Origin of the sequence: Pseudomonas migulae (assembly GCF_024169315.1) — a bacterium.
Lineage (GTDB): Bacteria > Pseudomonadota > Gammaproteobacteria > Pseudomonadales > Pseudomonadaceae > Aquipseudomonas > Aquipseudomonas migulae_B.
This window is the reverse complement of record NZ_JALJWR010000001.1, coordinates 5,200,018-5,220,729: the sequence shown is the minus strand read 5'-3', so window position 1 is coordinate 5,220,729 and position 20,712 is coordinate 5,200,018. Positions and strand designations below refer to the sequence as shown.

Genomic DNA, 20,712 nt, shown 5'->3' with positions numbered 1-20,712 from the left:
TGCTGCATGGGCCAACGTGTTGCAGCACTTACCGCCCGTGACGACTCAACCATTGTTCGACCAGGACTCGCGCTTTCGCGTCAGCCGTGAACACCGCCTCGAGATCATTCACCGCAACCACAGGCTCGAGATTCAAGACCTCTTCGATGATACTCGCGATTTCCAGATAGCGAACCCGCCCGTCGAGAAAGGCCGCGACGGCCACTTCATTCGCCGCATTGAGCATGGCGGGCGCGCTATTGCTCGCCTCGGCAGCCTGACGCGCCAGTCGCAGACAAGGAAAACGCTCTTCATCGGGCGCCTGGAAGTCCAGGCGTGCGATGGCGAACAGATCCAGGGGGGCGACCCCCGAATCGATACGCTCCGGCCAGGCCAGGGCGTTGGCGATCGGTGTGCGCATGTCGGGATTGCCCAGCTGAGCCAATACCGACCCGTCGACGTAGTCGACCAGCGAATGAATCACACTCTGCGGGTGAATCACCACTTCCACCTGGGACGGCTTGGCGTCGAACAGCCAGCAGGCCTCGATCAGCTCGAGCCCCTTGTTCATCATGCTCGCCGAATCCACGGAAATCTTGCGCCCCATGGACCAGGTCGGGTGCGCACAGGCCTGCTCAGGCGAAACATCGGCCAGCTCAGCCAAAGGCGTCTGTCGGAACGGACCGCCAGAGGCTGTCAGCAAGATCCGACGAACCCCCACCGCCCCGAGCCCACGGGAAAAATCCTGTGGCATGCACTGGAAAATCGCGTTGTGCTCGCTGTCGATCGGCAGCAGCACCGAACCGCTTTGGCGTACGGCCTGCATGAACAGCGCGCCGGACATCACCAGCGCTTCTTTATTGGCCAGGAGAATTTTCTTCCCGGCTTCAACGGCCGCCAGGGTCGGACGCAAGCCCGCCGCACCGACGATAGCCGCCATGACCGTATCGACGTCAGGGTCGGACGCGACCTGACACAGGCCCTCCTCCCCCACCAGCACGCGAGTCGACAGACCGGCTGCACGCAAATCGTCCTGCAAGACCCGGGCGGCGTTCTGCTCTGGCACGACGGCGAACCGTGGCACATGCCGGACGCAAAGCGCGTGCAACTCGCTCAGACGCGTGAAGCCGCTCAAGGCAAAAACCTGATAACGCTCGGGATGACGGGCAATGACGTCGAGTGTGCTCAGACCGATCGAACCGGTCGCACCCAGAACGGTAATCTGCTGTGGGCGGCTCACGGTGCCGCCATCCACAACAGCACAGCGAATACAGGGATCGCAGCCGTCAGACTGTCGATGCGATCCAGCACACCACCGTGACCGGGCAGCAGATTACTGCTGTCCTTGATCCCCGACTGGCGCTTGAACATGCTTTCGGTGAGGTCACCCACCACCGAGACGAACACGATAATTGCCGCACCGATCAAGCCTTTGAAAAGCTGGGCAACCGTCCAGTCGCGAACCAGGCCGACAATCACGGTGATGACCAGGCTCAGCGCCAGGCCGCCATACACGCCTTCCCAGCTCTTGCCGGGACTGACCAGCGGCGCCAGTTTGCGCTTGCCGAAAGCCCGACCGGAAAAGTAGGCGCCGATATCGGCACCCCAGACCAGCACCATCACCGCCATGATCAACCAGTTGCCCAACGGCTCCTGCTTGATCTGCACCAGGCCTTGCCAGGCCGGCAACAGGATCAGCAGCCCGATCACCAGCTTGCAAGCAGCACTGGACCAAAGCTCGCTGGAGCGCGGATAAGTCAGAACCAGATACGTCGCCACGCCCCACCAAAGCACCGAGGCGCCTAACACCCAAGGCGAGAGACCCGGCAGGATGTACATGACAAACAACATCAACGCGACGACCGCTGCGTAGGCGACGCGAATCGGTTGAGCGGCGAAACCCGCCAGGCGCGCCCATTCCCAGGCACCGAGGGTTACGACAAACCCGATGAACAGCGCAAAGCCGGAACCTTCGAGCAGGAAAAACCCGCACAAGGCAATCGGCAGCAGTATCAGCGCGGTGATGATTCGTTGTTTAAGCATTAAACCCGGGCTCCAGCCTCGACCTGCTCGCTCGTTTTACCGAAGCGACGCTGACGAGAAGCGAAATCGGCCAGCGCAGTGCGCATGGCGTCGTGTTTGAAGTCCGGCCAGAACAGGTCGGAGAAGTACAACTCGGCGTAGGCCAGTTGCCACAACAGGAAGTTACTGATGCGGTGTTCGCCACCGGTGCGGATGCACAGGTCCGGCAACGGCAGGTCACCGGTGGCCAGGCAGGTTTGCAACAGTTCCGGGGTAATGTCTTCCGGACGCAGATGACCGGCCTGAACTTCCCGAGCCAGACGCTGCGCGGCTTGCGCGATGTCCCACTGACCGCCGTAGTTGGCGGCGATCTGCAGGACGAAGCGATTGGCGCCCGCCGTCATGGCTTCAGCCTCGCGCATGGCGGCCTGAAGCTCTGGATGAAAGCGCGAACGGTCGCCAATGATGCGCAGACTGATGTTGTTTTCGTTGAGGCGCTTGGCCTCGCGACGCAATGCCTTGAAGAACAGGTCCATCAAGGCACTGACCTCATCGGCCGGGCGCTGCCAGTTCTCGCTGGAGAAGGCGAACAAGGTCAGTACCTCGACCTTGGCCTCGGCACACACCTCGATCACTGCACGAACCGCATCCACACCCGCTTTATGCCCGGCGACACCCGGCATAAAGCGTTTTTTCGCCCAGCGATTGTTGCCATCCATGATGATCGCGACATGGCGCGGCACCGCGGACGGCGCAATCTGCTTGGTCTTTTCCATGAAAACGCGACCCTTATACGGCCATCAGGTCTTTTTCTTTCTGCGCCAGATTCGCGTCGATTTCAGCCACGTACTTTTTGGTCAGATCATCGATCTCGCCAGTAGCGCGACGCTCTTCGTCTTCGCTGATTTCCTTTTCCTTGACCAGATCCTTGAGCTGGCTGTTCGCGTCACGACGGATGTTGCGCACGGCAACACGGGCATCTTCCGCGACATCACGAGCCTGCTTGGTGAAGCCCTTGCGGGTTTCTTCGGTCAGGGCCGGCATGGAGATCAGCAGCAACTCACCAAGGTTGGTCGGGTTGAGGTTCAGACCCGCGCTACCGATGGCTTTGTCGACAGCACCGAGCATGTTGCGCTCAAAGGCGACGACTTGCAGGGTACGAGCGTCCTTGACGGTGATGTTCGCCACTTGCTTGATCGGAGTGTCGGAACCGTAGTACGGCACCATCACGCCTTCCAGAATGCTCGGGTGCGCCTGGCCAGTACGGATACGGCCGAAGTTGTGCGCCAGCGATTCGACGGATTTCTTCATGCGCTCTTGAGCGTCTTTCTTGATTTCGTTGATCATTGTTGGCCTTCCTCGATCAGGGTCCCTTCAGCGCCGCCATGCACGATGTTCAGCAGGGCGCCGGGCTTGTTCATGTTAAATACGCGCAACGGCATCTTGTGGTCGCGGCACAGGCAAATGGCCGTCAGATCCATCACGCCCAGCTTGCGATCCAGTACTTCATCGTAGGTCAGATGATCGAACTTCTCGGCATGCGGGTCCTTGAATGGATCTGCGGTGTAGACACCATCGACCTTGGTCGCTTTCAGCACGACGTCGGCGTCGATTTCGATCGCACGCAAGCAGGCTGCCGAATCCGTGGTGAAGAACGGATTGCCGGTACCGGCCGCGAAAATCACGACTTCCTTGGCGTTCAGGTGGCGCATGGCTTTGCGGCGATCATAGTGATCAGTCACGCCAACCATGGAGATGGCCGACATCACGATGGCCGAGATATTGGCACGTTCCAGTGCGTCTCGCATGGCCAGGGCGTTCATCACAGTGGCCAGCATGCCCATGTGGTCGCCCGTGACCCGATCCATGCCGGCTGCGCTCAGCGCTGCACCACGGAACAGGTTGCCGCCGCCGATCACCAGACCGACCTGAACACCGATGCCGACCAGTTGGCCGACTTCCAGCGCCATGCGATCCAGAACTTTCGGATCGATCCCGAACTCTTCCGAGCCCATCAGGGCCTCGCCGCTAAGCTTGAGTAGAATGCGTTTATAGCGAGCCTGATAACCACTGCCCTGCTGAGCCATTGCGAATCTCTCCTGCGGCGTATTTTAAAAATTCTTTGCGAGCTGTTTACAGCTGGCGTTCACTCTAGCTTGGCACTGCTTCAGCGCCATCGGAACATGGCTTTGTAAGCCAGTTCCGAAGGGAAACCAATAAAAAATTGGTACCCCATCTGAAAAGAGGCTGCGCGCGTAAGCGGGCAGCCTCTTCAGGGCGACAGTTAAAAAACCGTCTTATTGCTTGGCGGCAGCCAGCTGGGCAGCAACTTCTTCAGCGAAGTTGTCGACCGGCTTCTCGATGCCTTCGCCTACTTTGAAGTAGGTGAAGGAAACGATTTCAGCACCGGCTTTCTTGGCCAGTTCGCCAACCTTGATTTCAGGGTTCTTGACGAACGCCTGCTCAACCAGGCTCGCTTCGGCCAGGAACTTGCTGATACGGCCTTTGACCATGTTTTCAACAATGTTTTCTGGCTTGCCTTTGATTTTTTCTTCGTTCAGCTGCAGGAACACGGCTTTTTCGCGTTCGATAGCTTCAGCAGAAACTTCCGATGGCAGCAGGAATTCAGGGTTGCTCGCCGCTACGTGCATGGCGATGTCTTTGGCCAGCTCAACGCTGCCGCCCTTCAGAACAACTGCAACACCGATCTTGTTGCCGTGCAGGTAGCCACCAACAACATCACCTTCAACGCGAACCAGGCGACGGATGTTGACGTTTTCGCCAACCTTGCCGACCAGGATCAGGCGATCGGCTTCTTGAGCTTCGATCAGCGGAGCAACGTCAGTCAGTTTGTCAGCGAACGCTTTTTCAACGCTGGAAGCGACAAATGCCTTGAAGTCGTCCTGCAGAGCCAGGAAGTCGGTCTGCGAGTTCACTTCCAGCAGAACGGCGGTTTTACCGTCTTCTTTCAGAGCGATAGCGCCTTCAGCAGCTACGTTGCCTGCTTTCTTGGCAGCCTTGATGGCGCCGGAAGCACGCATGTCATCAATGGCTTTTTCGATGTCGCCGCCGGCCTTGGTCAAGGCCTTTTTGCAATCCATCATGCCTTCGCCAGTACGCTCACGCAGTTCTTTAACCAACGCTGCAGTAATCTCTGCCATTTCAAAATCCTCTTGGATAGGTTTTCAACCATTCCACCCGATCAAACGGGCGTTCAATTCTTCCCGAACCACCCTTGTTAGCAGCTGCAGGTTACAAATGCTGTAAATGCGCCACCGGACAAATGGTTTTCGAGGTGGCAAAAAGGGGGCCAAGCCCCCTTTTTGCTTACTGAGTCAACGCCGAGGCGTCAATTACTCAGCTGCTGCTACCGGAGCTTCTTCAACGAACTGCTCGGTGCCGCCAGCAACGTGGTTGCGACCGCGGATGACTGCGTCAGCCATCGAACCCATGTACAACTGGATAGCGCGGATTGCGTCATCGTTGCCTGGGATGATGTAGTCAACGCCTTCCGGGCTGCTGTTGGTATCGACTACGCCGATAACCGGGATGCCCAGCTTGTTGGCTTCGGTGATCGCGATGCGCTCGTGATCAACGTCGATAACGAACAGAGCGTCTGGCAGACCGCCCATGTCCTTGATACCACCCAGGGAACGATCGAGCTTCTCAAGATCGCGAGTGCGCATCAGCGCTTCTTTCTTGGTCAGCTTGGCGAAAGTACCGTCTTCGGCTTGTACTTCAAGGTCACGCAGACGCTTGATGGAAGCACGGATGGTTTTGAAGTTGGTCAGCATGCCGCCCAACCAGCGGTGATCGACGTACGGCGAACCGCAACGTGCTGCTTCTTCAGCAACGATCTTGCCAGCGGAACGCTTGGTGCCGACGAACAGAATCTTGTTTTTGCCCTGGGCCAGACGCTCTACGAAAGTCAGAGCTTCGTTGAACATTGGCAGGGTTTTTTCAAGGTTGATGATGTGGATCTTGTTACGCGCGCCGAAAATGTACTTACCCATTTTCGGGTTCCAGTAACGGGTCTGGTGACCGAAGTGCACACCGGCCTTCAGCATATCGCGCATGTTGACTTGGGACATGATAGTTCCTTAATAAGTCGGGTTTGGCCTCCACGTATCCCAATGACCAACCAGCAGCATCAGCTGAAGGCACCCAGGTCATCGTGTCGACACGTGTGTGGATTTAAGCCTTTCGGGGTATCCCCGGAAAGCGGCGCATTTTATATCACAAGGCTCGCAAAAACGGAACCCGGATTCTCAATTCCTGACGCGCGCCTTTATCCGCGCCCTTGGAATCCCTCAAGAATGCGCCTATCTATAGAGAGAAGCGATGCACAGAGGCTCAGATTTGCGCTGATCGTCTGTTAGAATCGCGTTTTTCAGGGCGGCGCGACCAATCGCACATTGCCCATTCCGTGTTAGCAAGCGCCATCGAGCGCAGAGAGAGCCTGTATGACCGTCACCCTCAAAACCCCGGAGGACATCGCAAAAATGCGTGTCGCCGGCAAACTGGCCGCCGATGTGCTGGAAATGATTGCTGAACACGTCAAGCCAGGCATCACCACTGAAGAACTGGACCGCATCTGCCACGACTACATCGTCAACGTGCAGCAGGCCATTCCTGCCCCGCTCAACTACAAGGGCTACCCGAAGTCGATCTGCACCTCGATCAACCACGTGGTCTGCCACGGCATTCCGAACGAGAAGCCATTGAAGGACGGTGACACGCTGAACATCGACGTCACCGTGATCAAGGATGGCTACCACGGCGACACCAGCCGCATGTTCCACGTCGGCACCGTGCCGGTCTGGGCCGAGCGCCTGTCGCAAGTGACCCAGGAATGCATGTACAAGGCCATCGAAATCGTCAAACCCGGCTGCCGTCTGGGCGACATCGGTGAAGTGATTCAGAAGCACGCCGAAAAGAATGGTTTCTCGGTGGTTCGCGAGTTCTGCGGCCACGGCATCGGCAAGGTGTTCCACGAAGAGCCGCAGATCCTGCACTACGGCCGTGCCGGCACCGGCATGGAACTGAAAGCCGGCATGACCTTCACCATCGAACCGATGATCAACCAGGGCAAGGCCGACACCAAAGTGCTGGGCGACGGCTGGACCGCGATCACCAAGGATCGCAAGTTGTCGGCGCAGTGGGAGCACACACTGGTGGTGACCGAGACCGGTTACGAGATCTTCACCTTGCGCAGCGATGACACCATCCCGCGCGTATCGGCCTGACCCGCGCCGCTCCCAGCCTACAGAAAGGAAAGCCAATCGATGCCGCAGGTGGATCCCGAACTCTTCGACCGTGGCCAGTTCCAGGCTGAACTGGCCCTGAAGGCCAGCCCGATCGCGGCTTTCAAGAAGGCGATCCGCCAGGCTCGCGAAGTCCTTGACGGGCGCTTTCGCAGCGGCCGGGAGATTCGCCGGCTGATCGAGGATCGCGCCTGGTTCGTCGACAACATCCTGCAAAAGGCCTGGGAGCAATTCGACTGGAGCGAAGACGCCGACATCGCGCTGGTCGCGGTCGGTGGCTACGGTCGCGGTGAGTTGCACCCTTATTCCGATATCGATCTGCTGATCCTGCTGGACAGCGCCGACCACGAAATTTTCCGTGATTCCATCGAGCGTTTTCTGACGCTGTTGTGGGACATCGGCCTGGAAGTCGGTCAGAGCGTTCGCTCCGTCGACGAATGCGCGATAGAAGCCCGCGCCGACCTGACGGTTGTCACCAACCTGATGGAAAGCCGCACCATCTGCGGCCCCGAGCGTTTGCGCCAGCGCATGCTCGACGTCACCAGCACCGCACACATGTGGCCGAGCAAGGACTTCTTCCTGGCCAAGCGCGCCGAGCAGAAAGCCCGGCACCACAAATACAACGACACCGAGTACAACCTGGAACCCAACGTCAAAGGCTCGCCCGGCGGACTACGGGATATCCAGACGATTCTGTGGGTGGCCCGGCGCGAGTACGGCACCCTGAACCTGCGGGCACTGGCCGGGGAAGGTTTCCTGGTCGAAAGCGAAAATGCCCTGCTGGCCTCCTCCCAGGAATTCCTGTGGAAAGTTCGCTACGCGCTGCACATGCTCGCCGGTCGTTCCGAAGACCGCTTGCTGTTCGACCACCAGCGCTCGATTGCCGGCCTGCTGGGTTTCGAGGGCGATGACGCCAAACAAGCCATCGAAAACTTCATGCAGCAGTATTACCGGGTGGTCATGAGCATCGCCCAGCTCAGCGACCTGATCATCCAGCACTTCGAGGAGGTCATCCTCGCGCCGGAAGATGAAGCGCCGCCGCAACCGATCAACTCTCGGTTCCAGTTGCACGACGGCTACATCGAGGCGCGCAACGACAACGTATTCCGCCGCACGCCGTTCGCCATGCTCGAGATCTTCGTGCTGATGGCCCAGCAACCGGAAATCAAGGGCGTGCGCGCCGATACCATTCGTCTGTTGCGGGAAAACCGCCATCTGATCGACGATGATTTCCGCAACGACATTCGCAACACCAGCCTGTTCATCGAGCTGTTCAAGTGCAAGATCGGCATCCACCGCAACCTGCGCCGGATGAACCGTTACGGCATTCTCGGGCGTTATCTGCCGGAATTCGGCTTCATTGTCGGGCAGATGCAGCACGACCTGTTTCACATCTATACGGTCGACGCGCACACCCTGAACCTGATCAAACACCTGCGTAAGCTGCAATACACGCAAGTGTCGGAAAAATTCCCGCTGGCCAGCAAGCTCATGGGCAAGCTGCCCAAGCCTGAACTGATCTACCTTGCGGGTCTGTACCACGACATCGGCAAGGGCCGGCACGGCGATCACTCGGAAATCGGCGCGGTGGATGCCGAGGCCTTTTGCCAGCGCCACCAATTGCCCGTGTGGGACAGCCGCCTGATTGTCTGGCTGGTGCAGAACCACCTGGTGATGTCGACCACCGCCCAGCGCAAGGACTTGTCCGACCCGCACGTGATCCACGACTTCGCGCAGATCGTCGGTGACGAAACCCGCCTCGATTACCTGTATGTGCTGACCGTCGCCGACATCAATGCCACCAACCCGACGCTATGGAACTCCTGGCGCGCCAGCCTGCTGCGCCAACTCTACACCGAGACCAAGCGAGCGTTGCGCCGCGGCCTGGAGAACCCGGTGGATCGTGAAATGCAGATCCGCCAGACCCAGAGCGCCGCCCTGGATATTCTGGTACGCGGCGGGAACGACCCGGACGATGTCGAACAGTTGTGGTCGCAACTGGGCGATGATTATTTCCTGCGCCACACCGCTGGCGACGTGGCCTGGCACACCGACGCGATCCTGCAGCAGCCGGCTGATGGCGGGCCTTTGGTGCTGATCAAGGAAACCACCCAGCGCGAGTTCGAGGGCGGTACGCAAATCTTCATTTATGCACCGGACCAGCACGACTTCTTCGCCGTGACCGTGGCGGCGATGGATCAACTGAACCTGAACATTCACGACGCCCGGGTCATCACGTCCAGCAGTCAGTTCACCCTCGACACCTATATCGTGCTCGACACCGATGGCGATTCGATCGGCGATAACCCGGCACGGGTCAAACAGATCCGCGAAGGCCTGACCGAAGCCCTGCGCAACCCGGACGATTACCCGACGATCATCCAGCGTCGGGTGCCGCGTCAGCTCAAGCATTTCGCGTTTGCGCCACAGGTGACGATCCACAACGATGCCCAGCGTCCGGTGACCGTGCTGGAGCTCAGCGCACCGGATCGGCCGGGCTTGCTGGCGCGGATCGGTACGATCTTCCTGGAGTTCGACCTGTCACTGCAGAACGCCAAGATCGCCACCCTCGGCGAACGTGTGGAAGACGTGTTCTTCATCACCGACGCCAATAACCAGCCATTGTCCGACCCGTTGCTGTGCAGCCGCTTGCAGGATGCGATTGTTGAACAGCTGACTGTCAGCAATGAACCCGATATCAAGTTGTCGCGAATCAGTATCTGAATTAACAAATTTCCCCCTGTGGAATCGAGTCTGTGTGGTGAGGGGATTTATCCCCGTTCGGCTGCGAAGCAGTCGTAAACGCGGTTTAACTTTGAAATGCCGGGGCCGCTTCGCGCCCCAACGGGGATAAATCCCCTCGCCACACAGGCTCGCCCCCACATTGAAAGAGGCCCCCGATGAACAACGCTCTGACCCAGCTCCAGCCCTACCCGTTCGAGAAGCTCCGCGCCCTGCTCGGCAGTGTCACGCCAAACCCGGACAAACGCCCTATCGCGCTGTCCATCGGCGAGCCGAAACACCGTTCGCCAAGCTTTGTCGCCGAAGCCCTGGCAAGCAATCTGGATCAGATGGCCGTGTACCCGACCACCCTCGGCATCCCGGCCCTGCGTGAAGCTATCGGCGCCTGGTGCGAACGCCGCTTCAACGTCCCGAGCGGCTGGCTCGACCCGGCGCGCAACGTGCTGCCGGTCAACGGCACCCGTGAAGCGCTATTCGCCTTCACCCAGACCGTGGTCAACCGCGGCGACGACGCGTTGGTGGTCAGCCCGAATCCGTTCTATCAGATCTACGAAGGCGCGGCGTTCCTGGCCGGGGCCAAGCCGCATTACCTCCCGTGCCTGGACGAAAACGGCTTCAACCCGGACTTCGATGCCGTTTCCCCGGACATCTGGAAACGCTGCCAGATCCTGTTCCTCTGCTCGCCAGGTAACCCGACCGGCGCGCTGATTCCGGTTGAAACCCTGAAGAAACTGATCGCCCTGGCCGACGAATACGATTTCGTGATCGCCGCCGACGAGTGCTACAGCGAACTGTACTTCAACGAACAAACCCCGCCGGCCGGCCTGCTCAGCGCCTGTGTGGAACTGGGCCGCAAGGATTTCAAGCGTTGCGTGGTGTTCCATAGCCTGTCCAAGCGTTCCAACCTGCCGGGCCTGCGTTCGGGTTTCGTAGCCGGTGACGCCGACATTCTCAAAGGCTTCCTGCTGTACCGCACCTATCACGGCTGTGCGATGCCGGTTCAGACCCAACTGGCCAGCGTGGCCGCATGGAATGACGAAGTGCATGTGCGGGCCAACCGTGCGCTGTATCGCGAGAAGTATGATGCGGTGCTGGAAATCCTCAGCCCGGTGATGGATGTACAGCGTCCGGATGGCGGCTTTTACTTGTGGCCGAACGTTGAAGGTGATGACGAAGCCTTCTGTCGCGACCTGTTCGTCCAGGAACATGTGACTGTGGTTCCGGGCTCTTACCTGTCTCGGGAAGTTGATGGGTTCAATCCGGGTGCTGGCCGGGTGCGGATGGCGCTGGTTGCGCCATTGGCTGAATGCGTGGAAGCAGCAGAGCGTATTCGCGCGTTTATTACCCGCAAGCAGTAATCCATGAAGCCGTGCCAGATAATCTGGCACGGCAACTTTCAATACATGGCCAACATCAATACAACCAACCCTGCCACCCAACAAGACACCGAAACCCTTATAAAGTCATATTGTTCGCCAAGTGCAATGCCGCGAACTTACCAACACCAAGTAACACACACTTCAAGCCTTCCACTTTACGAAACAACCCCTCTACACTAAATTCTATCTTCCGCACGAAAATCTATGCCATCCAAAAATACAACAAGGAAGTTTGATCATGTATATCAATAAAAATCACGCCACAACTGCGCCCGAAAACCTCGAAGCGCTCTACAACTTTTCAATAAAAGAGCAAACAACAAATCATATTACCCCAGGAGCTTCAGAATAATGTGGACCAAGAATAATCCTTCCAAACTATGGACTCCCGGACGCACTCTTCGCATTGCCTTTCTTAATGGCACCAGAGAATTCAAGGAGGCAACCATCTCTGCTGCCAACAACTGGCTGCCGCATATCAATTTACAATTCGATTTCGTCGAAGGTGAAGAAGGCGACATCCGCATACTCAGCGAGGAAGGAACTTTCTCATCACTCATCGGCACAGATGCATTGTTATCTATAGATGGACCGACCATGAAGCTCTGGCCTCACTCAGCCAACCAAGCACGCTACTTCGCAGCCAATGTTATGCATGAGTTCGGTCATATGCTGGGGGCAGAACACGAGCAGACTAACCCTACAGCAAACATCCCTTGGGACAAGCCGGCCATTTATCAACAACACGGGTTATCCGACGATCCTGACGGAGACAACTACCAAGCCAGTGTGACGCGCAAAAGACTGCACCAATGGTACCTTGATCGCGCAGACGCCAGCGAAAGCATTTATTCAGAGTACGACCGAAAGTCAATCATGCACTACACCATCCACCAATCCTGGACGGTAGGCGACTTCCAGATTTTTCCTAATCTTTCTCTCAGTGAAAAGGACAAAGCGTTCATGAACGAGGCTTACCCTTTTCCCAGCACTCTTTGATCAAATAAAAACACCCGCTTCACGCCAGGCCCACCGAAAAACAAAACCAAGGAAGGCAACACATGAACCAATTCAAACATTGCAACACCAACAAAACTTACGATCCGCTCAACTCTTATTCTGTTGCAATCAACGAACGCCCCAGCAATGGAGCGATGAGCAGTGGTCGTCGAAATAAAAGAAGTGTCGGGGAACACACCAAGTATTGGAGCGTTGGAAAGACCCTCAAAGTACTTGTATACAAACTTGACGAGCATTCGTTCGAAGCCGTAAAAAACGGAGCTAGCAAATGGCTGCCATACATCAATCTGAATTTCGAATTCATTGAGATGGATGAAAAGGATATCAATGCTACGGATGAATTTCTGGGTGATATCCGAGTAGACTTCCAGCCATCTTTCAATAACGCTGGAAGTTCGGCCGTAGGGACCGACTCACTCGCGGGGCACGCCCACGATCCATCGATGACGTTAGGGACTAACGTTTCTTCTCCCGATTACGAGAGCCTCATCACTCATGAGTTCGGCCACGCATTAGGCCTGGACCATGCACATCAACATCCCGACGCAGAAATACCTTGGGACCGGGAAAAAGCATATGTCCACTTCGAGAACTCTGCCAACTTTTCCAAAGCTCAAGTTGACGCGAATGTTTTCCCCCTTGAGCGCGTGCCTGGTCGGACCTACGCACCCTACGATCGATATTCAGTGATGCATTATCAAGTCCATAACGAGCTCACCGTGGGTGACTGGGAGCAACCTCTAAACAAAAACATCAGCGAAGGTGACATCGCGTTCATGCGCCAGATTTATCCATAACCTTCTTTAGCGCTATTTCATTGCACCCCGATTGACTTCAATCAGATCCAGCTCCCCACATACTTCCCGCAACACGTCATCACCCATCGGGTGATGACGGCCGAGTGGGTACAACTCCAGGTGCTGCGCCCGCAGCGCCTTCAAACGCGGCCGCCGTTCCAGCAAATCCATCTGGAACGCCAGCACCTCGCTTCAACTGGAAACACCTCCCACATAGAATTGGCGGTAGCAAAACGACCACGGCCAACGCGAAACCGTCCGGTCATGGCATAATCCTTCACCTTTTTTTTCCAGCACCTGCAAAGGGGGCAATTCCTTGACCGTTTCAAGCAAAACGTTGCACCTTTTCGGCATCAAAGCCTGCGACACCATGAAAAAGGCGCGCACCTGGCTCGATGAACACGCTGTCCACTATGACTTTCACGATTACAAAACGGCCGGAATCGACCGTGAACACCTGACCCAATGGTGCGACGAGCACGGCTGGCAAGTGGTGTTGAACCGTGCAGGCACGACCTTTCGCAAGCTCGACGACGAACGCAAAGCCGATCTCGACCAGCCGAAAGCCATCGAACTGATGCTCGCACAACCCTCGATGATCAAGCGCCCGGTGCTCGATCTCGGTGACCGAACCCTGATTGGCTTCAAGCCAGATATCTACGCGGCAGCGCTCAAGTAAGCCCGCCCGTTCAATTTTGTTAGAGGTATTTCCATGTCTACTACCCCGTTCAGCCTGGCCTTTGGTGTCGGCACTCAAAATCGTCAAGGCGCGTGGCTGGAAGTGTTCTACGCACAGCCATTGCTCAATCCTTCGGCCGAACTGGTCGCGGCCATCGCGCCGATTCTGGGTTATACCGAGGGCAATCAGGCCATCGCATTCACTACCGCCCAGGCCTCGCAACTGGCTGAAGCCGCCAAAGGCGTCGACGCTGCCCAGGCTGCCCTGCTGACCCGCCTGGCCGAGAGCCACAAGCCGCTGGTCGCGACCATTCTGGCTGAAGACGCGCAACTGACTTCCACGCCTGAGGCTTACCTCAAGCTGCACCTGTTGTCCCATCGTCTGGTCAAGCCGCACGGCCTGAACCTGGCCGGCGTGTTCCCGCTGCTGCCGAACGTCGCGTGGACCAGCCAGGGCGCGATCGACCTCGCCGAACTGGCCGAGCATCAACTGGAAGCCCGTCTGCGGGGCGAGCTGCTGGAAGTGTTCTCGGTGGACAAGTTCCCGAAAATGACCGATTACGTGGTACCGGCCGGCGTGCGTATCGCCGATGCGGCGCGTATTCGTCTGGGCGCCTACGTTGGCGAAGGCACCACCGTGATGCACGAAGGTTTCGTCAACTTCAACGCTGGCACCGAAGGCCCGGGCATGATCGAAGGCCGCGTTTCCGCCGGTGTCTTCGTCGGCAAGGGTTCGGACCTGGGCGGCGGTTGCTCGACCATGGGTACCCTGTCGGGCGGTGGCAACATCGTGATCAAGGTCGGCGAAGGTTGCCTGATCGGCGCGAATGCCGGTATCGGTATCCCGTTGGGCGACCGCAACACCGTTGAGTCGGGCCTGTACGTGACCGCCGGCACCAAAGTGGCGCTGCTGGACGAGAACAACAAGCTGGTCAAGGTCGTGAAGGCCCGCGAACTGGCCGGTCAGCCTGACCTGCTGTTCCGCCGCAATTCGGAAACCGGTGCCGTGGAATGCAAAACCCACAAATCGGCGATCGAACTGAACGAAGCGCTGCACGCTCACAACTAAGCAGAGCGTCAACGATCACCTGCACTTGTAGGAGCGAGGCTTGCCCGCGAAGGCGTTCTACCTGACGCACCGCTTTCGCGAGCAAGCTTCGCTCCTACCAGTCAGGGTCTGGCGTACACCTCGCCCATGTTTAGCAGGGCCCGACACCATGATGATTCCATCTCCCTGGCGCGCCGACTTTCCAGCCATCGCCGCTCTGCAACGGCAAGACCAGACCTACCTGGACAACGCCGCCACCACACAAAAACCTCAAGTCCTGCTGGATGCACTGGCGCATTACTACGCCAATGGCGCGGCCAACGTGCATCGGGCGCAGCACCTGCCCGGCGCGCATGCCACCCAGGCGTTCGAGGACAGCCGCAGCAAAGCCGCTCACTGGCTGAATGCCGGCGATAGCGGAAAGATCATCTTTACCCACGGCGCGACCTCCGCGCTGAACCTCCTGGCCTATGGCCTGGAGCACCAATTCAATCCGGGCGACGAGATTGTCATCAGCGCCCTGGAGCACCACGCCAACCTGCTGCCGTGGCAGCAACTGGCCCACCGTCGCGAGTTGAAACTGGTGATCCTGCCGCTGGATACCGACGGTTTGATCGACCTCGATGCCGCCGCCTCGATGATCGGTCCGCGCACGCGCTTGCTGGCGGTCAGTCAGTTGTCCAACGTGCTCGGCGCCTGGCAACCGCTGCCCGCCTTGTTGGCGATGGCGAAGGCACACGGCGCCTTGACCGTGGTCGATGGCGCCCAAGGCGTGGTCCATGGTCGGCATGACGTGCAGGCGCTGGGTTGCGACTTCTATGTGTTTTCCAGCCACAAGCTCTACGGTCCCGATGGCCTGGGCGTGTTGTTCGGGCGTCATGAAGCGCTGGAACAACTGCGCCATTGGCAGTTCGGCGGCGAAATGGTGCTGGATGCGGATTACCAGCACGCACGCTTTCGCCCGGCGCCGCTGGGGTTCGAGGCGGGCACGCCACCCATTTCCAGTGTGATCGGCCTTGGGGCGACGCTGGATTACCTCGCCGGTCTTGATCAGGACGCGGTCTCGGCCCATGAAGCGGCGCTGCACGACTATTTGTTGAAAGGCCTTGCGGCCCGCAACGGCATCCGGCTGCTGGGCAAACCGCAACTGGCCCTGGCAAGTTTTGTCGTCGAGGGTGTGCATAACTCTGATCTGGCGCATTTGCTGACGGAACAGGGAATCGCGGTGCGCGCAGGTCATCACTGTGCCATGCCGTTGCTGAAAAGCTTTGAACTGGCTGGAGCGATTCGGGTGTCGTTGGCGCTCTACAACGATTCCGAAGACCTGGAACGGTTCTTTGAAGCGCTGGATCAGGCGCTGGAGTTGTTGCGATGAGCCTCCCCGCAGATGCCATCACGGCACTCGAGACCTTTCAGGCTGCCGCTGGCTGGGAACAACGGGCGCGGCTGCTGATGCAATGGGGCGACCGACTGCCTGCGTTGAGCGATGGGGATAAGGGCGAGGCCAACCGCGTGCATGGCTGTGAAAGCCAGGTGTGGCTGGTGGGCTCGCTGCAGGACGGTCATTGGCTGTTCAGCGCCAGCAGCGATGCACGCTTGATTCGCGGGTTGGTGGCGTTGTTGCTGGCGCGGGTCAACGGGTTGTCAGCGGTTGAGTTGCAGCAGGTGGATTTGCCGGAGTGGTTCAGTCAGTTGGGCTTGTCCCGACAACTATCACCATCGCGGAGTAATGGCCTCAATGCTGTGTTACAGCGGATGAATGAATTGGCCGCGCCCCTGTAGGAGCGAGGCTTGCCCGCGAAGGCGTCGTACCCGACACACCGCTTTCGCGGGCAAGCCTCGCTCCTACAGGTTTTGTATCGGGTCAGGCAGGTTTAACCCGATCCGCCGGCCGCCGCACTCCCGCCACAATCTTATCCACAGCCTTGGTCGCCGCGACCATGCCAAACGTCGCCGTTACCATCATCACTGCGCCAAACCCGCCGGCGCAGTCGAGCTTCACGCCATCCCCGACAAAACTCTTCTGCAGGCAAATGCTGCCATCCGGTTTCGGGTAGCGCAGCTGCTCGGTGGAAAACACGCATGGCACGCTGTAATGACGGGTCACGGTGCGGGAGAAGTTGTAGTCGCGGCGCAGGGTCGAACGCACCTTCGAGGCCAACGGGTCGTTGAAGGTCCGGTTCAGGTCACAGACCTGAATCAGCGTCGGGTCGATCTGCCCTCCCGCCCCGCCGGTGGTGATGATCTGGATCTTGCGGCGTTTGCACCAGGCGATCAGCGCAGCCTTGGCGTTGACGCTGTCGATGCAGTCGATCACGCAATCGATGTTCGGGGTGATGTACTCGGCCATGGTGTCGCGGGTAACGAAGTCCGCCACCGCGTGCACCGTGCAGTCGGGATTGATTCCGCGCAGACGCTCGGCCATCACCTCGACCTTGGGTTTGCCCACAGTGCTATCCAGCGCGTGCAGCTGACGGTTGGCGTTGCTGACGCAGACGTCGTCGAGATCAAACAGGGAAATCTCGCCAACACCGCAACGGGCGATGGCTTCCGCCGCCCAGGAACCGACGCCACCGACGCCGACGATCGCCACGTGGGCCGCGCGCAAGCGCTCAAGCCCTTCGATGCCATACAAGCGGGCGATGCCTGCAAACCGCGGATCTTCTGTACTCATGACCATTACCCCAAAAACCGGCGCGCATTATAGGGCCGTCGGCGGCCAAGAGCACCTTTGGGCTATGAACGGGCGTCGTCACCTCATTATTCAGCCTGCACAGAACCAAGATTTAACCTACAAGGTCCAACGAAAGAACTTAAGCCGAGTTGGATTGCCCAACGTCCGGCTTTTCCCTGTCCGCTGTACGGTCAGGGAAAGCACGGTGTAGGATGCGCGCCCCTTGGCACTCGCCGACCGTAACTTCGTTCCACAGCCTTTGGAACCCGAAATAGCCATGTCATCGCGTAAATTTGGACTCAACCTGGTCGTGGTGCTCGCCATCGCAGCCTTGTTTACCGGCTTCTGGGCGCTGATCAATCGCCCGGTCACCGCCCCCAACTGGCCCGAACAGATCTCCGGGTTTTCCTACTCGCCGTTCCAGCAAGGCCAGTACCCGCAGAAAGAGCAGTACCCGACCGACGATCAAATGCGTCGCGATCTGGAGATCATGAGCAAGCTGACGGACAACATCCGTACTTACTCGGTCGATGGCACCCTCGGGGACATTCCCAAGCTGGCTGAAGAGTTTGGCCTGCGGGTCACCCTCGGGATCTGGATCAGCCCGGACCTGGAACGCAACGAGCGCGAAATCACCCGCGCCATCGAAATCGCCAACTCCTCCCGCAGCGTGGTTCGTGTGGTTGTAGGCAACGAGGCGATTTTCCGTAAGGAAATTACCGCTGCGGAACTGAGTGTGATCCTTGATCGCGTCCGTGCCGCCGTCAAGGTGCCGGTCACCACGTCCGAGCAATGGCACGTCTGGGAAGAACACCCGGAACTGGCCAAGCACGTCGACCTGATTGCCGCGCACGTCCTGCCTTACTGGGAATATGTCCCGGTGGACAAGGCTGGCCAATTCGTCCTCGACCGCGCCCGCGACCTGAAAAAGATGTTCCCGAAAAAACCGCTGCTGCTTTCGGAGGTTGGCTGGCCGAGCAACGGCCGCATGCGTGGCGGCACCGATGCGAGCCCGGCAGATCAGGCGATTTACCTGCGCACGCTGGTGAACAAGCTCAACCGCCAGGGCTTCAACTACTTCGTGATCGAAGCGTTTGACCAGCCGTGGAAGGCCAGTGACGAAGGTTCGGTGGGCGCGTATTGGGGCGTGTTCAACGCCGCGCGTCAGCAGAAATTCAACTTCGAAGGCCCGGTGGTCGCGATTCCGCAATGGCGCGTGCTGGCCATCGGATCGGCTGTGCTGGCCTTGCTGTCCCTGACCTTGCTGATGATCGACGGCTCGGCCCTGCGTCAACGTGGCCGCACTTTCCTGACCTTTATCGCGTTCCTCTGCGGTTCGGTATTGGTGTGGATCGGTTATGACTACAGCCAGCAGTACAGCACCTGGTTCAGCCTGACGGTCGGATTCCTGCTCGCACTCGGCGCGCTCGGGGTCTTTATCGTACTGCTGACCGAGGCGCATGAACTGGCCGAAGCGGTCTGGACCCACAAACGCCGGCGCGAATTCCTGCCGGTGGTGGGCGACTCGGACTACAGGCCGAAAGTCTCGATTCACGTCCCTTGCTATAACGAGCCACCGGAGATGGTCAAACAGACCCTCAACGCCCTGGCCAACCTCGACTATCCGGATTTTGAAGTCCTGATCATCGACAACAACACCAAGGACCCGGCGGTCTGGGAACCGGTGCGCGATTACTGCGCAACCCTCGGCCCGCGCTTCAAGTTCTTCCACGTCGCACCGCTGGCCGGTTTCAAGGGCGGCGCGCTGAACTACCTGATTCCGCACACCGCCAAGGATGCCGAAGTGATTGCGGTGATCGACTCGGATTACTGTGTCGACCCGAACTGGCTCAAGCACATGGTGCCGCACTTCGCCGACCCGAAAATCGCCGTGGTGCAGTCGCCGCAGGATTACCGCGACCAGAACGAAAGCACGTTCAAGAAGCTTTGCTATGCGGAATACAAAGGCTTCTTCCACATCGGCATGGTCACCCGTAACGACCGCGACGCGATCATCCAGCACGGCACCATGACCATGACCCGGCGCTCGGTGCTCGAGGAGCTTGGCTGGGCCGACTGGTGCATCTGTGAAGACGCCGAACTGGGCCTGCGCGTGTTCGAGAAAGGTTTGTCGGCCGCGTACTACCACACCAGCTACGGCAAAGGCTTGATGCCCGATACCTTTATCGACTTCAAGAAACAGCGTTTCCGCTGGGCCTACGGTGCAATTCAGATCATCAAGCGTCACACCGCGAGTTTGCTGCGCGGCAAGGACACCGAACTGACCCGTGGCCAGCGCTACCACTTCCTCGCGGGCTGGTTGCCGTGGGTCGCGGACGGCATGAACATCTTCTTCACCGTCGGCGCGCTGTTGTGGTCGGCGGCGATGATCATCGTGCCGCAGCGCGTCGACCCACCGTTGCTGATTTTCGCGATCCCGCCATTGGCGCTGTTCGTGTTCAAGGTCGGCAAGATCATCTTCCTTTACCGTCGCGCGGTTGGCGTGAACCTGAAGGATGCGTTCTGCGCGGCGCTGGCCGGTCTGGCGTTGTCGCACACCATCGCCAAAGCGGTGTTGTACGGCTTCTTCACCAGCAGCATTCCGTTCTTCCGCACGCCGAAAAACGCCGATAACCATGGCTTCTGGGTGGCGATTTCGGAGGCCCGTGAAGAGGTATTCATCATGGTGTTGTTGTGGGGCGCGGCGCTGGGGATCTTCCTGGTGAACGGGCTGCCGAGCAACGACATGCGCTTCTGGGTGATCATGTTGCTGGTGCAGTCGCTGCCGTACCTGGCGGCGCTGATCATGGCGTTCCTGTCTTCTCTGCCGAAACCGGCTGTGGCGGCTGAAACGGCACCGGCAGTCTAAATCTCTGCAGATGCACTAAACGGCGGCCAATGGCCGCCGTTTTGCTTTAAGATAACCGCCATTTTGTGCGCACCTTGGCGGGACTCGGTTTAACGGCCGAACTCAGTACCTGTGGGAGCGGGCTTGCTCGCGAATGCGATGTAACAATCAACATTTACATTGACTGACACACCGCGTTCGCGAGCAAGCCCGCTCCCACATTTAGCCCGCGCCCATATTCAAGCTTCCGGAGTTTTTTCC

General features: G+C 58.6%; 18 protein-coding genes and 1 pseudogene. 10 read left to right on the top strand and 9 right to left on the bottom strand.

Annotation, left to right across the window (positions count from 1 at the left end; genetic code table 11):
• Window positions 1–28: 28 nt before the first annotated feature.
• The 7 genes from ispC to rpsB all read right to left on the bottom strand — a co-directional run bounded on the left by ispC (window position 29) and on the right by rpsB (window position 6,092).
• Window positions 29–1,219, bottom strand: a complete 1,191-nt coding sequence (gene ispC, locus J2Y86_RS23840) for a 1-deoxy-D-xylulose-5-phosphate reductoisomerase (protein WP_253437214.1) — start codon at window positions 1,217–1,219, stop codon at window positions 29–31.
• Window positions 1,216–2,022, bottom strand: coding sequence for a phosphatidate cytidylyltransferase (locus J2Y86_RS23835; RefSeq protein ID WP_253437211.1), 807 nt, complete (start codon window positions 2,020–2,022; stop codon window positions 1,216–1,218). Before J2Y86_RS23835 ends, ispC begins: the two co-directional genes overlap by 4 nt.
• Window positions 2,022–2,777, bottom strand: a complete 756-nt coding sequence (gene uppS, locus J2Y86_RS23830) for a polyprenyl diphosphate synthase (protein ID WP_253437207.1) — start codon at window positions 2,775–2,777, stop codon at window positions 2,022–2,024. Before uppS ends, J2Y86_RS23835 begins: the two co-directional genes overlap by 1 nt.
• A 13-nt stretch (window positions 2,778–2,790) precedes the next feature.
• Window positions 2,791–3,348, bottom strand: coding sequence for a ribosome recycling factor (gene frr, locus J2Y86_RS23825; protein ID WP_007907979.1), 558 nt, complete (start codon window positions 3,346–3,348; stop codon window positions 2,791–2,793).
• A complete protein-coding gene (gene pyrH / locus J2Y86_RS23820; protein WP_003172271.1) occupies window positions 3,345–4,088 on the bottom strand; it encodes a UMP kinase in 744 nt (247 codons plus the stop codon). Before pyrH ends, frr begins: the two co-directional genes overlap by 4 nt.
• A gap of 210 nt (window positions 4,089–4,298) precedes the next feature.
• Window positions 4,299–5,162, bottom strand: a complete 864-nt coding sequence (gene tsf / locus J2Y86_RS23815) for a translation elongation factor Ts (protein WP_253437204.1) — start codon at window positions 5,160–5,162, stop codon at window positions 4,299–4,301.
• Window positions 5,163–5,354: 192 nt separating this feature from the next.
• On the bottom strand, window positions 5,355–6,092 hold the full coding sequence (gene rpsB, locus J2Y86_RS23810; protein ID WP_003219330.1) for a 30S ribosomal protein S2: 738 nt from the start codon (window positions 6,090–6,092) through the stop codon (window positions 5,355–5,357).
• 372 nt (window positions 6,093–6,464) lie between these two features.
• Between rpsB and map the strand changes: the two genes are divergently transcribed.
• The 5 genes from map (at window position 6,465) to J2Y86_RS23785 (ending at window position 13,203) form a co-directional block, all read left to right on the top strand.
• Window positions 6,465–7,247, top strand: a complete 783-nt coding sequence (gene map, locus J2Y86_RS23805; protein ID WP_253437201.1) for a type I methionyl aminopeptidase — start codon at window positions 6,465–6,467, stop codon at window positions 7,245–7,247.
• Window positions 7,248–7,286: 39 nt separating this feature from the next.
• Window positions 7,287–9,989, top strand: coding sequence for a [protein-PII] uridylyltransferase (locus J2Y86_RS23800; RefSeq protein ID WP_253437199.1), 2,703 nt, complete (start codon window positions 7,287–7,289; stop codon window positions 9,987–9,989).
• A 176-nt stretch (window positions 9,990–10,165) separates the two neighbouring features.
• Window positions 10,166–11,365: a succinyldiaminopimelate transaminase gene (gene dapC, locus J2Y86_RS23795; RefSeq protein ID WP_253437196.1), complete on the top strand. Its 1,200-nt coding sequence runs from the start codon at window positions 10,166–10,168 to the stop codon at window positions 11,363–11,365.
• Window positions 11,366–11,737: 372 nt separating this feature from the next.
• Complete coding sequence (locus J2Y86_RS23790) at window positions 11,738–12,385, top strand: hypothetical protein (protein WP_253437193.1); 648 nt, start codon at window positions 11,738–11,740, stop codon at window positions 12,383–12,385.
• Window positions 12,386–12,447: 62 nt separating this feature from the next.
• Window positions 12,448–13,203, top strand: a complete 756-nt coding sequence (locus tag J2Y86_RS23785; RefSeq protein WP_253437190.1) for a M12 family metallopeptidase — start codon at window positions 12,448–12,450, stop codon at window positions 13,201–13,203.
• 12 nt (window positions 13,204–13,215) lie between these two features.
• Here J2Y86_RS23785 and J2Y86_RS23780 read toward each other — a convergent pair.
• A pseudogene (locus J2Y86_RS23780) lies at window positions 13,216–13,395 on the bottom strand (Na+/H+ antiporter); the annotation flags it as partial.
• Between the two features lie 124 nt (window positions 13,396–13,519).
• Between J2Y86_RS23780 and J2Y86_RS23775 the strand changes: the two are divergent.
• The 4 genes from J2Y86_RS23775 to J2Y86_RS23760 all read left to right on the top strand — a co-directional run bounded on the left by J2Y86_RS23775 (window position 13,520) and on the right by J2Y86_RS23760 (window position 16,711).
• A complete protein-coding gene (locus J2Y86_RS23775; protein WP_301308785.1) occupies window positions 13,520–13,882 on the top strand; it encodes an ArsC family reductase in 363 nt (120 codons plus the stop codon).
• 33 nt (window positions 13,883–13,915) lie between these two features.
• The gene (dapD, locus tag J2Y86_RS23770) at window positions 13,916–14,950 is read left to right on the top strand and encodes a 2,3,4,5-tetrahydropyridine-2,6-dicarboxylate N-succinyltransferase (protein ID WP_253437187.1); all 1,035 of its coding nucleotides are present in this window, start codon (window positions 13,916–13,918) and stop codon (window positions 14,948–14,950) included.
• A 148-nt stretch (window positions 14,951–15,098) separates the two neighbouring features.
• Entirely contained in the window at window positions 15,099–16,304 is a 1,206-nt protein-coding gene (locus J2Y86_RS23765) for an aminotransferase class V-fold PLP-dependent enzyme (protein ID WP_253437184.1), read from the top strand.
• Window positions 16,301–16,711, top strand: coding sequence for a SufE family protein (locus tag J2Y86_RS23760; RefSeq protein WP_253437181.1), 411 nt, complete (start codon window positions 16,301–16,303; stop codon window positions 16,709–16,711). Before J2Y86_RS23765 ends, J2Y86_RS23760 begins: the two co-directional genes overlap by 4 nt.
• Window positions 16,712–16,793: 82 nt before the next feature.
• Here the strand turns inward: J2Y86_RS23760 and tcdA are convergent, their stop codons facing one another.
• Window positions 16,794–17,603 carry a tRNA cyclic N6-threonylcarbamoyladenosine(37) synthase TcdA gene (gene tcdA, locus J2Y86_RS23755; protein WP_253437178.1) on the bottom strand — a complete coding sequence of 270 codons (810 nt, stop codon included), beginning with the start codon at window positions 17,601–17,603 and terminating at the stop codon, window positions 16,794–16,796.
• Between the two features lie 277 nt (window positions 17,604–17,880).
• On the opposite strand from tcdA, the gene J2Y86_RS23750 reads away from it, so the two are divergent.
• On the top strand, window positions 17,881–20,472 hold the full coding sequence (locus J2Y86_RS23750; RefSeq protein WP_253437175.1) for a glycosyltransferase: 2,592 nt from the start codon (window positions 17,881–17,883) through the stop codon (window positions 20,470–20,472).
• Window positions 20,473–20,712: the final 240 nt, after the last annotated feature.